We start from the raw sequence: 14,883 nt of genomic DNA on the forward strand, positions 1-14,883 counted from the left end.
CATCCGTAGCTCAGCTGGATAGAGTACTCGGCTACGAACCGAGCGGTCGGAGGTTCGAATCCTCCCGGATGCACCATCTCTTGTTTTCTCCAATCTAGTTTCACCGATGCATCCGTAGCTCAGCTGGATAGAGTACTCGGCTACGAACCGAGCGGTCGGAGGTTCGAATCCTCCCGGATGCACCATCTTCTCCTGAATTGTTTTCTTACCTCCCCCTGAATTATTTCCTTGTCTTCCCTGAACAATCCTCAATTCGCTGTCAGCGACAAAATCAATCAATTACGATAAAATAACGTCTGGTTAATCGGCTTGTGAGAAGACGATGTACGAACGTTATGCAGGTTTAATTTTTGATATGGATGGTACCATCCTGGATACCGAACCTACGCACCGTAAAGCGTGGCATGAGGTATTAGGACGCTATGGGCTACGTTTTGATGAGCAGGCTATGGTCGCTCTCAACGGTTCCCCAACGTGGCGTATTGCCCAATCGGTGATTGAACTGAACCATGCCGATCTTGACCCCCATGCACTGGCGCGTGAAAAAACCGATAAGGTTAAAAGCATGCTGCTGGATAGCGTCCAGCCTTTACCGTTGGTCGATGTTGTGAAAGCCTGGTATGGTCGCCGTCCTATGTCAGTAGGCACAGGGAGCGAAAGTGCCATTGCAGAAGCTCTGCTTACTCACCTTGGGCTGCGTCGTTATTTTGATGCCGTGGTGGCGGCCGATCACGTACAGCGCCATAAACCGGCTCCTGATACCTTCTTGTTATGTGCTGAGCGTATGGGCGTCGTTCCGGCTCGCTGCGTTGTGTTTGAAGATGCCGATTTTGGGTTACAGGCAGCGCGTGCGGCAGGAATGGATGCCGTGGATGTTCGGTTACTGTGAGTGATGGACTGTCGCTCCTCTCACTGTTTGCCAGCAGCTTTCTCAGCGCCACGCTATTACCTGGAAATTCTGAAGTTGTTTTAGTTGCCTTACTGGTTTCTGGAGCGAGTCATCCCTGGGTCTTAGTTTTAACAGCAACAATGGGTAATAGCCTTGGAGGGTTAACTAACGTTATCCTTGGGCGTTTCTTTCCGTTGCGTAAAACATCGCGCTGGCAAGAGAAAGCCACTGGCTGGCTGAGGCGCTATGGCGCTGTCACACTATTATTAAGCTGGATGCCGGTTGTGGGTGATTTACTGTGCTTGTTAGCGGGATGGATGCGCATCTCGTGGGGCCCAGTTCTCTTTTTCTTATGCCTTGGCAAAGCGCTGCGCTATGTTGTGGTCGCGGCGGTTACGACGCAAGGCATTATGTGGTGGCACTAATTGTGTTGTGGAATAACCTTCAGGGTGACCAATACCATTATGCTAATTAAAACGATTTTGACAGGCGGGAGGTCAATTTGATCCCGGACGTATCACAGGCGCTGGCCTGGCTGGAAAAACATCCTCATGCGTTAGAGGGGATTCAACGCGGGCTCGAACGCGAAACGCTGCGTGTTAATGCTGATGGTTCATTGGCAACGACAGGCCATCCTGAAGTGTTAGGTTCAGCGCTAACGCATAAATGGATAACCACTGACTTTGCCGAAACGCTGCTGGAGTTTATTACTCCACCGGGCGATGACATTCACAAAATGCTCACGTTCATGCGCGATCTGCATCGCTATACCGCCAGGAATCTTGGCGATGAGCGTATGTGGCCGCTGAGCATGCCTTGCTATATTGCCGAAGGTCAGGATATCGAGCTGGCGCAGTACGGCACGTCGAATATCGGTCGTCTGAAAACCCTTTACCGTGAAGGCCTCAAAAACCGTTACGGCGCGTTGATGCAGACTATCTCCGGCGTACACTACAACTTCTCGCTGCCGATGGCTTTCTGGCAGGCGAAATGTGGCGTAACAGATGGCGATGAAGACGCTAAAGAAAAAGTGTCAGCAGGGTATTTCCGTCTGATCCGCAACTACTACCGTTTCGGTTGGGTGATCCCGTATCTGTTTGGCGCCTCACCCGCAATTTGTTCCTCCTTCCTGCAAGGAAAGCCGACAATGCTGCCGTTTGAAAAAACCGATTGTGGTATGTATTACCTGCCTTATGCCACGTCGCTGCGTCTGAGTGACCTGGGTTATACCAATAAGTCGCAAAGCAATCTCGGAATTACGTTTAACGATTTGCATGAGTATGTGGCAGGATTGAAGCGCGCGATTAAAACGCCTTCAGAAGAATACGCGGCGATCGGTCTGGAGAAAGACGGTAAGCGCCTGCAAATCAACAGCAACGTTTTGCAGATCGAAAATGAACTGTATGCGCCAATTCGTCCGAAACGCGTGACTCGCAGCGGTGAAACGCCGTCTGATGCGCTTCTACGCGGCGGCATTGAGTACATCGAAGTGCGTTCACTCGACATCAACCCATTCTCGCCAATCGGCGTAGATGAACAGCAGGTGCGCTTCCTCGATTTGTTCATGGTTTGGTGCGTTCTGGCTGATGCGCCGGAAATGAGTAGCGACGAGCTGCTGTGTACGCGTACTAACTGGAATCGCGTTATTCTGGAAGGGCGCAAGCCAGGTCTGACGTTAGGTATTGGTTGTGAAACGGCTCAGTTCCCGCTGCCCAAAGTGGGTAAAGATCTGTTCCGTGATCTGAAACGTGTGGCACAAACGCTGGACAGCATTCACGGGGGAGAGGAATATCAAAAAGTCTGTGACGAACTGGTTGCCTGCTTTGATAATCCTGAGCTGACATTCTCAGCGCGGATCCTGCGGTCTATGATTGATACAGGTATTGGCGGAACGGGTAAAGCGTTGGGTGAAGCCTACCGTAACCTGCTGCGCGAAGAACCGTTGGAACTGCTGCAGGAAGAAGAATTTATTGCTGAAAGTGCGGCTTCCAGGCGCCGTCAGCAGGAGATTGAAGCGGCAGATACTGAGCCGTTTGGCGTGTGGCTGGAAAAGCACGCCTGATACAAAAGAAAAAGGCCACTCGGGAGTGGCCAAAATTTCATCTCTGAAAACAGGGATGATGATAACAAATGCGCGTCTTTCATATACTCAGACTCGCCCCGGAACAAAGAGTTCAGAATATTTTAAAAAAATTTATCGGAGGTGGCTAAATGCCGTTGTTAGATAGTTTTACTGTCGATCACACCCGGATGGAAGCTCCTGCAGTCCGGGTTGCAAAAACGATGAACACCCCGCATGGCGACGCTATCACCGTGTTTGATCTGCGTTTCTGCATTCCGAACAAAGAAGTGATGCCTGAGAAAGGTATTCATACGCTGGAACACCTGTTTGCTGGTTTTATGCGTAACCACCTCAACGGTAACGGCGTTGAGATTATCGATATTTCGCCAATGGGTTGCCGTACCGGTTTCTACATGAGCCTGATTGGAACGCCGGACGAACAACGCGTAGCTGATGCCTGGAAAGCGGCAATGGCAGATGTGTTGAAAGTGCAGGATCAGAATCAGATCCCGGAACTGAACGTCTACCAGTGCGGTACGTATCAGATGCACTCGCTCAGCGAAGCGCAGGACATTGCCCGTCATATTCTGGAACGAGATGTCCGCGTTAACAGCAATGAAGAGCTGGCGCTGCCAAAAGACAAGCTGCAGGAACTGCATATTTAGTCTGGGCGGGCCTGCTAAGCATCGTGCTATCGGGTCACCAAATGTCAGGCATAAAAAAGCCAGTTCATCTGAATTGGCTTTTTTTGATCAATGCGCGTGGTTATTGCACCTTTAAATTATATCGTCAGAATGTAGTTGTAATCGCTATTGAATTTTACCTTTATCTTTTATTAAAAATAACATCAATTAATTTGCCAAATTCTCTATAAAAAGAGGTGTAGTGCCCTAAGGTTTCTGCGCCGAAATTGGTGCTATAGTCATATTTTCCGATCAGAACATCACATTCGTCCGATATTTTAAAATAACTCTCTTGGCTAGTGATATTCAATGATTTCAGATCATCTTTTAGATCCTTGATGAAATTCTTGTATTCTGTGGTCGTACGGAGTCCTTGCGAAAGTAGTGCCATTTTTTCTGCATCAAAGTAACCAGATTGTGAGGCTTCACGCCATTCATCTAGTGTTGTTATTTTTCTAAGGCTTGATTTGGCAGGAATGATATTTTTATATACAGCAGGTTGTTCAAAAAAGAGTTTTGATAATTTGTCGTTAATCTGCTTTAAATTACCCATTCCTGCTTCTGAAAATTTCTGCATGGTATAATGTAATATTGATTCATTAGCAATAATGTTTCCTGCGATTGAATATGAAACCATCATGTTCGAATCTTCTTCAATCAATGTTTTACTAAACAATTGTTGACACTCTGGTTTAGCTATATTCTTAATGGATTCGAATAATTTATTATATTTACTGAAGATATTTTTTTCCAACAACATTATCTCATTCAACTTTTCTGCTGCCTCAAGCTGATTATCTTCGCTAAAATTGTTACGTATTAAATTAGTATCAAGTAGTTGTTCAGTTGTTAGATTTGTTCCGGTTAGATTTGCCAGAGAAAGGTCAGCATTACTCAAATCCAAATCGCTCATATCAAGTTCGCTTAAATCTTCCCCTGATAGATCGAGGTATCCAGAATCAATATATTTTTGTTCGGCTTCTGATAGGTTATGTTCATCCAGAAAATATATGGTACTAAGATATCTAGCCCCTGATGTGAACTGCGCTTCACTTAATTGTAATTCTAATGGTTCAGATACGTTTTCTTCACTAATGTTCAGTGAGTATGCTCCATCCGTGTTCTTATTTATACATAATTCATATTCACCTTGTAGCGATTTTTCTGACTTATCAATAGTGAATCTAATAGAAATACCGGGTTTATCAATAATACTGTTCAGTGTTTTTCGCGGGGACATACCCTCTGAAGCCAGAGAGCGCGAGAGACTATTGATGACAGACTTAAGACGTTTCTCCCCTGAGTCCTTAATTCCAAAAGTAAAAATGTACTTCAGACACTCGACTACGCCATGCAGTTTAGTTGCTTCATTATGCAATATCTTATTATCTGGGCTCATTGCAGCGCTTACCAGAATATCCAGATGTTTTTGCGCGAAAGCATTAATGTTGTCCATTGGTATCTCCTTATTGATTGGTTTATCGCTAAGGTGATTCTCTGACTAAGAGACAACGAAAAATATCAAAAATTGCTCCGGTTTGGCATTAATTTATATTGAATATGTCAATGAATTGGACCCAATATAGATTCAATATCTATATTGGGTTTTGATTCTCAGTACCGACGAATCGCTATTAGTGCGCGCCGCCGCCGCCACTGCCTGCACCGAATGGCGGTTTGGCAAACCATACCAGACCAAGCAGCACCAGGAAGATCCCCGCCGACATCCAGAAGATTTCGTTGGCGGAAATGATCAGCCCTTGATTGGTTATCTGCTGGGCCAGCCAGCCAGAGGCTTGTTCCTTGCTCATCCCCAATCCCTGCAGTTGGTCATACATAGCCTGTGCGTTGGGGTTGTAGGGGTTAACGGACTCCGTTAACTGTGCATGGTGTAGCGACTCACGGCTAGTCCACATCGTCGTGGTGATCGATGTACCAATAGAACCCGCCAGCGTTCGCGTAAAGTTAGACAGGCTCGATGCTGCCGCCATTCGTTCAGGCGGTAAACCCGATAGCGTGATGGTGGTCAATGGCATAAAGAAACAGGCCACCGCGAAGCCCTGAATAAACTGCGGCCAGGCCGATGCGCCAAAGTCCATACCGGGTTCGAACGTCCACGCACGCCAGTAGAAACAGACGGCATACATGATGAAGCTGAACGTGACCAGCCGACGCATATCCAGCTTGTGTGCGAAACGGCCGATAATCGGCGACAGGATCACTGGAATCACCCCAACCGGCGCAGACGCCAGACCCGCCCAGGTTGCCGTATATCCATACACCTCCTGCAATAGCTGCGGCAACAGGACGATTGCGCCGAAGTAGAGCATATAGGCCAGACTGATACACAGACAGCCGATGGTAAAGTTTCGCGACTTAAACAGCGAGAGATCGACAATGGGGTGCTCGTCGGTAAGCTCCCAGACGATGAGGAAGCTGATTGCCACCACGGCGACAACCGTCAGGATGATAATTTCCTGCGAGGCGAACCAGTCCAATTCTTTGCCGCGGTCGAGCATAATCTGCAAACTGCCGATACCAATGACCAGTAGCGCCAGACCAATGGCGTCGATACGCCGCTGCTCGGTTTTGGTTTCCCGACCGCGCAGGGTTTGCAGCGTCATCAATACCACTACAGCACCGATTGGCACGTTGATGAAAAATATCCAGCCCCAGTGATAGTTATCGCTGATATAGCCCCCAAGAATGGGGCCACAGATCGGGGCAACAATCACCGTCATCGACCAGAGCGCGAGGGCAATGGAGCGTTTGGCGGGAGGATAGTTATTCAGTAACAGGCTTTGCGAGAGCGGGATTAACGGACCGGCGACAATCCCCTGAATGACGCGGAAGAAAATCAGCATGTTCAGGCTGGTGGACATCCCACATGCCCATGAGGCAATGACGAAGGCGATAGTTGACCACATGAAGAGTCTTACTTCGCCAACGCGCTTTGCCAGCCAGCCGGTGATCGGAATAGAGATAGCATTCGCCACCCCGAATGAGGTGATCACCCAGGTTCCCTGGCTCAGTGAAGAGCCGAGGTTCCCGGCGATAGTGGGGATCGCCACGTTAGCAATGGTGGAGTCCAGCACCTGCATGAATGTCGCCAGGGACAGCGCAATCGTCATAATGACGAGCTGCGCGCCTTCCAGCGGTTTTTGCTGTTGCATCACACGCACCTTTGAATTAGCCCGCGTTGGCCTGCACGATCTCTTCGATCATCTTATTGACCGGATCAAGGTTGATTTCACGTGCATTACTTTCAGATACTGGCGTCGTGCGGACCTGACTTGCCAGGATCTGCCCGTCACGATTAGCGGTATCTACCGTAACCAGTGTCGATAAACCAATACGCAGTGGATGTTGTGCCAGCTGCTGCGCATCCAGCTCGATACGTACCGGCAAACGCTGGACGACTTTGATCCAGTTACCGGTCGCGTTTTGCGCCGGAAGCAGGGAGAAAGCGCTGCCCGTACCCATATCCAGGCCGACGACTTTCCCGGTGTATTTCACATCATCGCCGTAAATATCACTGATAACGGTCGCCGGTTGGCCAATACGCATGTGCGCCAGCTGTGTTTCTTTGAAGTTGGCATCCACCCACAGATTAGTGGCCGGAACAACCGCCATCAGCGGCGTAGTCGGGCTAATTTGCGCGCCAGGCTGCACGGCACGACGGGAAACATAGCCGGTCATCGGGCTGACAATTTTAGTACGTTCCAGCGCCAGCCAGGCATTACGCACTTCGGTGGCGGCCTGTTGTACAGCGGGTTGATCTTCCAGCTTGCTACCCAGAATCATTGCCTGGTTCGCATTATATTGTTGGATTGCGACATCAAGCTGAGCCTGAGCGCTGGCGACGGCATCGCGGGCATGTTGCAGTTCTTCGCGGCCAATCAGGTTGGCGTTACCCAGCGGGACACGGCGATTAAAGTCGCTTTGTGCCTGGGCCAGCGCGGTTCTCTGTACTTCAATGCTTGCCTGCAGCTGCTTGCTGTTGATCATCAACTGGTGCGTCTGGCGCACGCTGGACGCCAGCGCAGTTTTGGCCTTTTCAAATGCCTGTTTGGCATCTGTCTGATCGAGAGTGACCAGGACATCGCCCTGTTTTACAAAGTCAGTGTTATCAGCCCAGACTTTCGTCACGCTGCCTGATACCTGCGCCATAATTTGAACCTGGTTCCCTGCCACGTACGCATCGTCTGTCTCTTCGATATGACGCAGTACTAAAAACCAATAAATCCCATATGCCACGGCAATGATAATAAAGAGCAAGGTCAGAAGCAGCAGCATACTTTTACGTTTGCCATTCTTCTTGACCGGTTGCTGCGGGGTTTGAGTCTCCGCATTTGCGCTCATGTTGTTCTCCACGATCTTATTTTTTTCACATCGGCTGGAGCCGACCTGTTTATCAGAAAGGCCAGCACTGTGCGTGCTGGCCTGTCGGTTTTTCATTTATAAATCTGGATTTCTGAGCGAGTCAGCGCGTTAGCGCAGCGCTTCTAATACCGCGCCATCCTGCTCCATCTGATCAAGACGGGTCAGAAGTTTACGGGTGATGTGCTCAAGTTGATCTTTTTCGGTGGTGCTGAGAGATGACCAAAGCTGATGAAGGCAGTTATGCTGAGGCGGTAATACCTCCTGCAAAAAAGCATGGCCTTTTTCGGTCAATTGCAGATGCAGACAGCGGCGATCGTTATCGCTTTCGCGACGCTCAATCCAGCCGCGCTTTTCTAACTCATCCGCGATGCGGGTGGCGTTAGTTCGTGACGAGCCAAGTGCGCAGCTCAGTTCAGAAGGCTGAATACTGTGGTTTTCCTGAGACTCCAGCGTAATCAACGCCATAAACAACGTCTCGTTAATCCCTTGAGCTTTCAGCATCTTATTGCGGTTTTCCAGCAGCTTGCCCTGCATATGCATGCAAAGACGGGTCAGAAGCACTTCCTGATAAGGGAACTCTTCGTAGCGGCTGGCGCGAAATTTTAGCATTTGTTCAATGGGCGTAAACGAACTATCCATTTGGGTATAACCTCATTAATTTCAGCCGATATAGTAACGACAGTGACAAATAAAGTAAATGTATTATTTATTTAAAATGATTATTTTAATCTATGAGACAAACAGCATTTTCCAGGCTAATCCATAGCCCAGAGCACTCAGTAAAGTCGGAATGATGATGCTGCGGGTCTTATAGAAGCTTGCACCCAGTACCACAAACCCCACCAGCGTAGGCACAAAACGACGGGCGTCGTGCATCACTTCTGGCGCGGTAGACACCACCAGCAGGGCGCAAATTGATGCAATACCGATGGTGTCGAGTAATATTCCAGTGGCTCCGCGCTTTGTCGGGCGCACATTCCCCATTCGCAGACGCAGTGGCAAATAGCGAAAACAGTAATTGACGCAGCCGACCAGCAGACCGAGCAGCAGAACCTCATAGCTCATCAGGACCTCCCTGCCAGAACGACTGAATGAGCGCGGTCAGGCATCCGCAGGCTATGCCTGCCAGGATGGCTGCCGGAATGGAAAACAGCGTCACGCCAGCCAGCGCACCGGCTAATGCCGCCGTGACGCATAGCGTTTGCTGACGCTGGAAAGAGGCCAGCAGAAAACTCATAAACAGCGCCGGGAGCATAAACCCCAGCGCCGCTTCTACCGCCGGGAAACCCTTCAGTAAGCCAGTGCCGGAAAATGCGCCGATAACCGTGCCAAGAACCCAGGAAGCCCAGGAGCATAGCGCGATGCCGATCATCCAGTTTTCACTCCAGCGGCGGTTATCCCGCACCAGCTTCGCCGTTGCTGCGGCAAAGACTTCGTCGGTGAGGCCAAAGGCCCATAGCGCGCTTTTAGGTTTGCTCAGCTGTCGGGCGATACGGCTACGCAGAGAAGGGCCGTACAAAACGTGGCGAACATCCATCGCCATGACGGTCAGAGCCGCGACCCACAGTGAGCTGCCTGCGGCGAGCATGGTTGTGATGACAAACTGGCTGGCGCCGGCGTAAATGATGCAGGAGAAAAAAACGCTTTCAACGGGAGTAAAGCCCAGGCGAGTCGCATTCATACCAAATGCAAATGCGACCGGAATATAACTGATAACTATCGGTAGACTGTCTTTGAATCCTTCAGTTAACGTTGCAGAACGGAATTCAGACTGGGGAACAGGGCTTTCCATAGGATTATAGGCTTCATTACCGAAATTAAAATAACCTGGCTCAATACGTTATAACCTTAGCAGACTGATGGGCTCCTTAACACCCTGAGGAGCCCAATCAAAGGTAAACGGACGTTATACGCCTAATTTACGGCTTCCTGGCGGTGAAAACCTCGCCACCAGACCAGTAGATTGAGTACGGCAACGGTCACACCTGCCAGACAAACGCCAGCCCAGCCGGCATGCTGCCAGGCTGACGCTGAAATCAGCGAACCTGCCGCACCACCAATGAAATAGCTGGTCATGTACCCGGCAGTCAGACGATTACGTGCGTCCGGGTGAATGCGATAGATAACGGTCTGGTTGGTGATATGTACCCCCTGAACGGTCAGATCCAGTACCAGGATACCGATAATCAGCATCGGCACTGATGTATGTCCGAGCCAGATAGCCAGCCAGGAGAGCAACAGTAGCAGCAGGCCTGCGCTAGTCGTGAGGTGTGATTTACCCTTATCGGCAAAACCGCCCGCCGGACGAGCGCCTAACGCACCGGCAGCCCCGGCCAGGCCGAACAGGCCAATCATGCCTTCTGAATAGTTAAACGGTGGTGCGGCGAGTAAAAATGCCATCGATGTCCAGAGGATACTGAAGTTGGCAAAGGTCAGGCAGCCCAGCATCGCGCGGGTGCGGAGTAATTTATCGTGGATAAACAGGCTAAACACGGAACCCAATAGCTGCGGGTAGTTAAGATGGGTCTCTGATTTCATCTTCGGCAAACCACGCCACAGGGCAATCGCCATCAGCGCCATCAATACTGAGGCCACCCAAAACACGGTGCGCCAGCCGCCGAGATTCGCCAGCAACCCAGCAACCGTTCGCGCCAGCAAAATCCCCAGCAACAGGCCGCTCATAATCGTACCAACGACTTTACCGCGTTTGTCTGGCGTGGCAAGCGTCGCCGCCAGCGGAACCAGGATCTGTGCGACAACTGAGAACAACCCGGTTAGCGCAGTGCCGAGGATCAGCATCCCCAGCGACTGACTGCTGGCAGTAATCAACATGCCGCCTGCGGCTAACAGTGTCATCGAGACAATCAGCATCCGGCGTTCAAACATGTCGCCAAGTGGTACCAGAAACAGGAGCCCCGCAGCGTAGCCAAGCTGTGCTGCAGTGACGATAAAGCCCGCAGTACTGGCCGACAGCGAAAAGTTTCGCGCGATGGTGTCGAGCAGCGGCTGGGCGTAATAGTTACTGGCAACGGCGAGGCCGGTCGCCACAGACATTAAAACAATCAGTGCCGGGCTAAGCCCGTGAGTGGGTTTGGTCATTGTTTTCAACTGAATAATGGGTTGCAGAAAACAATCATAACGGAAGTGATTAAATGTTGCTGATTTGTTGGGTGATGGATTGTGCGGTGTGGGAAGGGGGTGTAGGCCGGATAAGGCGCATCGCGCCGCCATCCGGCATTGGTGGGGTTACTGGGCCTGAGAGCGCTATGCTTATCAGGCCTACGAGTGGGTTATTTCTGCGCAGCCAGCGCTTCTTTTACCCAGCCGTCGAACTGCTGCTGGTGGGCTTTGATCCAGCCATCAACGTGGCCCTGAACGTCAGCTTCTGAGGCTTTACCATCATGCATCATTGCGTTCTGCGCGTTGATATCTGCCAGTGGCAATTTCATGATGGCAAACAGTTTCGCCGCCGCCGGATTTTTCTCCGCCCAGGCCTTGTTTGCGACAATGTGCATGGTGTTTACCGGGAAGCCATAGTTCGCGCCGTTCGGCAGTTTGGTATCGATATTTTTCTGTTCACCGGGCAGAGAAGAGAACGGGACCTGCAGCCAGACGACATCTTTGCCCGGTTTCATCACGTCACTGACCCAGTACGGTGTCCAGGTGTAGTACAGGATCGGTTTGCCTTCTTTAAAGCGGGTAATGGTGTCAGCCATCATCGCCGCATAGTTACCGTGGCTGACCTCGACTGTTTTTTCCAGATCGAACGCTTTGTTCTGGTGGTTAATCACTGCTTCACAACCCCAGCCCGGCGAACAGCCCATCATATCGGCTTTACCGTCACCGTTGGTGTCAAAGATTTTGGCGATCTTCGGATCTTTTAGCTGGGCAATATTGGTGATTTTGTACTGCTCAGCGGTTTTCTTATCGATCAGATAACCCTGAGCCGCGCCTGTTACGAATACCCCCTCGCGATAGAATTTTTTATCTCCGCCGGCTGCGGCGTACATATCATCATGCAGCGGCTGCCAGTTCACGGCGGTAAACGTCGCATCGCCAGAGGCAATAGAGGTATAGCCGACGTTGTAATCGACTTCGCTTGTCTTATTTACGGTGTAACCCAATTTCTCCAGCGCACGGCTAACTAACTGCGTCTGGAAGGATTCTTCAGAGATAGTGCTCTGGATTGGCTGTACGGTGATGCCTTTGCCCGGCAGGTCGGCAGCGAAAGTGCTGGTGGAGACAAGGGTGGCAAACGCTGTGGCAAAAAGGACGGTATGTCGCATCGTTGTTCCTTAATTATTGGAGGGACGTATAGGCCCGGTAAGCAATGCGTCACCGGGCAACGAGTGAACTACTTAGTGAAAGGGCGGGTGAGGAACCCAACCGGACCGGTGGTGTACCAGCGACGGTTACCTCGGCTACGCGAGTCGCGGCCCACGGCCTGCGTCAGGCGGTCGAGAATGATGGCGAGGATCACGATCCCCACACCACCAACGGTAGCCAGACCCATGTCCAGACGACCGATACCGCGCAGAACCATCTGACCCAAGCCACCGACGGCGATCATCGACGCGATAACCACCATGGAGAGTGCTAGCATCAGCGTCTGGTTCACCCCTGCCATAATGGTGGGCATCGCCAGCGGCAACTGCACTTTAAACAGCATCTGACGCGGGCTGGCGCCAAATGAGCGCGAAGCTTCAATCAGATCGGCTGGGACCTGATTAATCCCTAGAATGGTCAGACGCACGATGGGTGGCAGGGCGAAGATAATTGTCACCACTACGCCGGGGACGTTGCCAATACCGAACAGCATGACGATCGGCACCAGATAGACGAACGCGGGGGTGGTCTGCATGGCATCCAGCAGTGGTCGGACAATCTTCGCCGCACGCGGGCTGCGCGCCAGCCAGATCCCCATTGGCAGGCCGATCACCACGCAGAACAGCAACGCGGTTAGTACCAGCGCCAGGGTGATCATGGCCTGCGACCAGGCACCGATAGCACCGATAGCAATCAGTGAAATCAGCGTGGCGGCGCCCATTCCGATACCGGAAATTTGCCAGGCAATCAGGGCAAACAGGATAATAGCCACTGGCGCAGGCATACCCAGCAGGAGTTGCTGAAAGCCATTGAGTATGTAATCCACCGGGACACGAATGCCCTGGAAGACAGGACGGAAATGGGTGACCACCCAATCGATCCCTTCGGTGACCCAGCTATCCAGCGGGATCAGCGTTTTATGGAATGGATCCATAATATTGAAATGCTCTGGTGCCGGTGCCGATGCACTGGTCAGCCAGTCTGTGCTGGCGCCGTCGGCAGGTGCGCCTGAAGGCGTCCCCCAGGCATCAGCAGATTGCGCGGCGCTGTCGGCCGCCGGTGTGGTATCCCACGGATTGGTTTGATCAGCCATTGTTTGCCCCCTCGCGATCTAAAGCCTGTAGCAGCATGCGTTTTGAAATAATGCCCACATACTGGTGTTCCTCATCGACAACCGGCACCGCGCACGGGGCCTGACCGACATGAGAAAGTAACTCGCTAAGAGGAGTTTGTGCATCCACGGCTAGCGGCTCGTTGATTAATGCCGCATCAATACCTTGCGCCTGGCTTAACGCTGTTTTTAATGAATCGATCGACACCACGCCGACGAATTTATTGCCGCGTTCAATCACGTAACCATATTCGCGATCTTTGTCCTGCAGTAATTGCAGGGCCGAACGGGGGCCGACGCCTGGCGTTTTACGAATTAGCCCTTCAGGGCTACGGCGGGATATATCTTTAGCGCTAAAGACCTGGCTAATATCTACGCCACGGAAGAAGGTGCGCACATAATCATTCGCCGGATTATTCAGGATTTCATCCGGTGTACCGACCTGGACCACTTCACCGTTTTGCATAATGGCAATTCTGTCGCCAATACGCATCGCTTCATCAAGATCGTGGGAAATAAAGACCACGGTACGCTGATGTTTCGCCTGTAGTTTTACCAGCTCATCCTGCATCTCGGTGCGAATTAACGGATCGAGCGCAGAGAAGGCTTCATCCATTAATAAGATATCGGGATTGATGGCCAATGCGCGGGCGAGACCCACGCGCTGGCGCATTCCCCCGGAAAGTTCATCCGGGTAGCCGTGCGCATAATTCTCCAGACCAACCTGACGTAGCGCATCTAACGCTTTTTCTCGACGTTCATCCGCGCCAACACCGGCTAATTCCATGCCGAATGCCGTATTGTCCAACACCGTCATATGCGGCATCAGGGCAAAGGACTGGAACACCATCGCAATCTTTTTTCTGCGCACCTCGCGAAGTTCAGCATCGGAGATTCGGGCAATGTCTACGCCGTCGATCAATACCTGTCCGCGGGTGGGTTCAATCAGGCGATTGAGAAGGCGTACCATTGTGGATTTACCCGAACCGGATAATCCCATGATGACAAATATCTCGCCTTCTTCAATGGCCAGACTGGCGTCTTTAACGCCAAGCGATAGCCCTGTTTTATCCAGAATTTGCTCTTTTGAAAGTCCTTTTTCAATATATTTGAACGCTCTCTGGGGATGCTCGCCAAATATCTTATAGAGATTTTTAACTTCTAATTTAATTGCCATGCAATAGAATGATTCCTGTTATTTGTTTATATCGATATATTACCTGATGGAAATAGTGACCTTTTTCTACCCTAACATACTGAGAATCTGAGACAACCCTGAATTTGTTTGTGGCATGAATATTGCCAAACGTCAGATGGCGGGATTTCCCATGATATAAGGGCTGAGCGCGGATGAGCCTTGAGGGATATTTTTTGTAAATGACACTGAAAATGCGCCTGAATTGTTGAAATACAGGCGAATATTGCGACT

Annotated in this window: 14 protein-coding genes and 1 tRNA gene; 5 read left to right on the forward strand and 10 right to left on the reverse strand. The window is 50.9% G+C overall.

What is annotated here, in order from left to right; all coding sequences use genetic code 11:
• The first annotated feature begins 108 nt into the window (after positions 1 to 108).
• The 5 genes from RYZ59_RS06945 to luxS all read left to right on the forward strand — a co-directional run bounded on the left by RYZ59_RS06945 (position 109) and on the right by luxS (position 3,616).
• Positions 109 to 185, forward strand: a tRNA-Arg gene (locus RYZ59_RS06945).
• 137 nt (positions 186 to 322) lie between these two features.
• The gene (yqaB, locus tag RYZ59_RS06950; protein ID WP_040232255.1) at positions 323 to 889 is read left to right on the forward strand and encodes a fructose-1-phosphate/6-phosphogluconate phosphatase; all 567 of its coding nucleotides are present in this window, start codon (positions 323 to 325) and stop codon (positions 887 to 889) included.
• A complete protein-coding gene (locus tag RYZ59_RS06955) occupies positions 886 to 1,314 on the forward strand; it encodes a YqaA family protein (protein WP_042313100.1) in 429 nt (142 codons plus the stop codon). The genes yqaB and RYZ59_RS06955 overlap by 4 nt, the downstream gene beginning before the upstream one ends.
• A gap of 77 nt (positions 1,315 to 1,391) precedes the next feature.
• Positions 1,392 to 2,951 carry a glutamate--cysteine ligase gene (gene gshA / locus RYZ59_RS06960; RefSeq protein ID WP_318045761.1) on the forward strand — a complete coding sequence of 520 codons (1,560 nt, stop codon included), beginning with the start codon at positions 1,392 to 1,394 and terminating at the stop codon, positions 2,949 to 2,951.
• Positions 2,952 to 3,100: 149 nt separating this feature from the next.
• Positions 3,101 to 3,616, forward strand: coding sequence for an S-ribosylhomocysteine lyase (luxS, locus tag RYZ59_RS06965; protein ID WP_005130532.1), 516 nt, complete (start codon positions 3,101 to 3,103; stop codon positions 3,614 to 3,616).
• A 160-nt stretch (positions 3,617 to 3,776) separates the two neighbouring features.
• On the opposite strand, the gene RYZ59_RS06970 is transcribed toward luxS, so the two are convergent.
• The 10 genes from RYZ59_RS06970 to proV form a co-directional block, all read right to left on the reverse strand.
• Complete coding sequence (locus RYZ59_RS06970; RefSeq protein WP_318045762.1) at positions 3,777 to 5,090, reverse strand: pentapeptide repeat-containing protein; 1,314 nt, start codon at positions 5,088 to 5,090, stop codon at positions 3,777 to 3,779.
• A gap of 178 nt (positions 5,091 to 5,268) precedes the next feature.
• Positions 5,269 to 6,807, reverse strand: a complete 1,539-nt coding sequence (gene emrB / locus RYZ59_RS06975) for a multidrug efflux MFS transporter permease subunit EmrB (protein ID WP_005122927.1) — start codon at positions 6,805 to 6,807, stop codon at positions 5,269 to 5,271.
• Between the two features lie 16 nt (positions 6,808 to 6,823).
• Entirely contained in the window at positions 6,824 to 7,996 is a 1,173-nt protein-coding gene (gene emrA / locus RYZ59_RS06980) for a multidrug efflux MFS transporter periplasmic adaptor subunit EmrA (RefSeq protein ID WP_048213008.1), read from the reverse strand.
• Between the two features lie 129 nt (positions 7,997 to 8,125).
• Positions 8,126 to 8,656: a transcriptional repressor MprA gene (gene mprA, locus RYZ59_RS06985; RefSeq protein ID WP_005122929.1), complete on the reverse strand. Its 531-nt coding sequence runs from the start codon at positions 8,654 to 8,656 to the stop codon at positions 8,126 to 8,128.
• Between the two features lie 90 nt (positions 8,657 to 8,746).
• Positions 8,747 to 9,082, reverse strand: coding sequence for an L-valine transporter subunit YgaH (ygaH, locus tag RYZ59_RS06990; protein WP_137383530.1), 336 nt, complete (start codon positions 9,080 to 9,082; stop codon positions 8,747 to 8,749).
• The gene (locus tag RYZ59_RS06995; protein WP_137383531.1) at positions 9,072 to 9,809 is read right to left on the reverse strand and encodes an AzlC family ABC transporter permease; all 738 of its coding nucleotides are present in this window, start codon (positions 9,807 to 9,809) and stop codon (positions 9,072 to 9,074) included. Before RYZ59_RS06995 ends, ygaH begins: the two co-directional genes overlap by 11 nt.
• Positions 9,810 to 9,931: 122 nt before the next feature.
• Positions 9,932 to 11,116, reverse strand: coding sequence for an MFS transporter (locus RYZ59_RS07000; protein WP_318045763.1), 1,185 nt, complete (start codon positions 11,114 to 11,116; stop codon positions 9,932 to 9,934).
• 191 nt (positions 11,117 to 11,307) lie between these two features.
• Positions 11,308 to 12,303: a glycine betaine/L-proline ABC transporter substrate-binding protein ProX gene (gene proX, locus RYZ59_RS07005; RefSeq protein ID WP_318045764.1), complete on the reverse strand. Its 996-nt coding sequence runs from the start codon at positions 12,301 to 12,303 to the stop codon at positions 11,308 to 11,310.
• A gap of 68 nt (positions 12,304 to 12,371) precedes the next feature.
• Entirely contained in the window at positions 12,372 to 13,436 is a 1,065-nt protein-coding gene (gene proW, locus RYZ59_RS07010; RefSeq protein ID WP_318045766.1) for a glycine betaine/L-proline ABC transporter permease ProW, read from the reverse strand.
• Positions 13,429 to 14,631: a glycine betaine/L-proline ABC transporter ATP-binding protein ProV gene (proV, locus tag RYZ59_RS07015; protein ID WP_202037946.1), complete on the reverse strand. Its 1,203-nt coding sequence runs from the start codon at positions 14,629 to 14,631 to the stop codon at positions 13,429 to 13,431. Before proV ends, proW begins: the two co-directional genes overlap by 8 nt.
• Between the last annotated feature and the right edge of the window lie 252 nt (positions 14,632 to 14,883).

It is taken from the genome of Citrobacter sp. HN-141 (genome assembly GCF_033341895.1).
In the GTDB taxonomy this organism is placed as follows: Bacteria; Pseudomonadota; Gammaproteobacteria; order Enterobacterales; family Enterobacteriaceae; genus Citrobacter.

What these genes read in the sequence shown, in the direction of transcription:
- RYZ59_RS07000 (WP_318045763.1), bottom strand. Translation starts at nt 11,116, where the DNA reads ATGACCAAACCCACTCACGGGCTTAGCCCGGCACTGATTGTTTTAATG.
- proW (WP_318045766.1), bottom strand. Translation starts at nt 13,436, where the DNA reads ATGGCTGATCAAACCAATCCGTGGGATACCACACCGGCGGCCGACAGC.
- mprA (WP_005122929.1), bottom strand. Translation starts at nt 8,656, where the DNA reads ATGGATAGTTCGTTTACGCCCATTGAACAAATGCTAAAATTTCGCGCC.
- proV (WP_202037946.1), bottom strand. Translation starts at nt 14,631, where the DNA reads ATGGCAATTAAATTAGAAGTTAAAAATCTCTATAAGATATTTGGCGAG.
- yqaB (WP_040232255.1), top strand. Translation starts at nt 323, where the DNA reads ATGTACGAACGTTATGCAGGTTTAATTTTTGATATGGATGGTACCATC.
- RYZ59_RS06970 (WP_318045762.1), bottom strand. Translation starts at nt 5,090, where the DNA reads ATGGACAACATTAATGCTTTCGCGCAAAAACATCTGGATATTCTGGTA.
- emrA (WP_048213008.1), bottom strand. Translation starts at nt 7,996, where the DNA reads ATGAGCGCAAATGCGGAGACTCAAACCCCGCAGCAACCGGTCAAGAAG.
- luxS (WP_005130532.1), top strand. Translation starts at nt 3,101, where the DNA reads ATGCCGTTGTTAGATAGTTTTACTGTCGATCACACCCGGATGGAAGCT.
- emrB (WP_005122927.1), bottom strand. Translation starts at nt 6,807, where the DNA reads ATGCAACAGCAAAAACCGCTGGAAGGCGCGCAGCTCGTCATTATGACG.
- ygaH (WP_137383530.1), bottom strand. Translation starts at nt 9,082, where the DNA reads ATGAGCTATGAGGTTCTGCTGCTCGGTCTGCTGGTCGGCTGCGTCAAT.
- proX (WP_318045764.1), bottom strand. Translation starts at nt 12,303, where the DNA reads ATGCGACATACCGTCCTTTTTGCCACAGCGTTTGCCACCCTTGTCTCC.
- RYZ59_RS06995 (WP_137383531.1), bottom strand. Translation starts at nt 9,809, where the DNA reads ATGGAAAGCCCTGTTCCCCAGTCTGAATTCCGTTCTGCAACGTTAACT.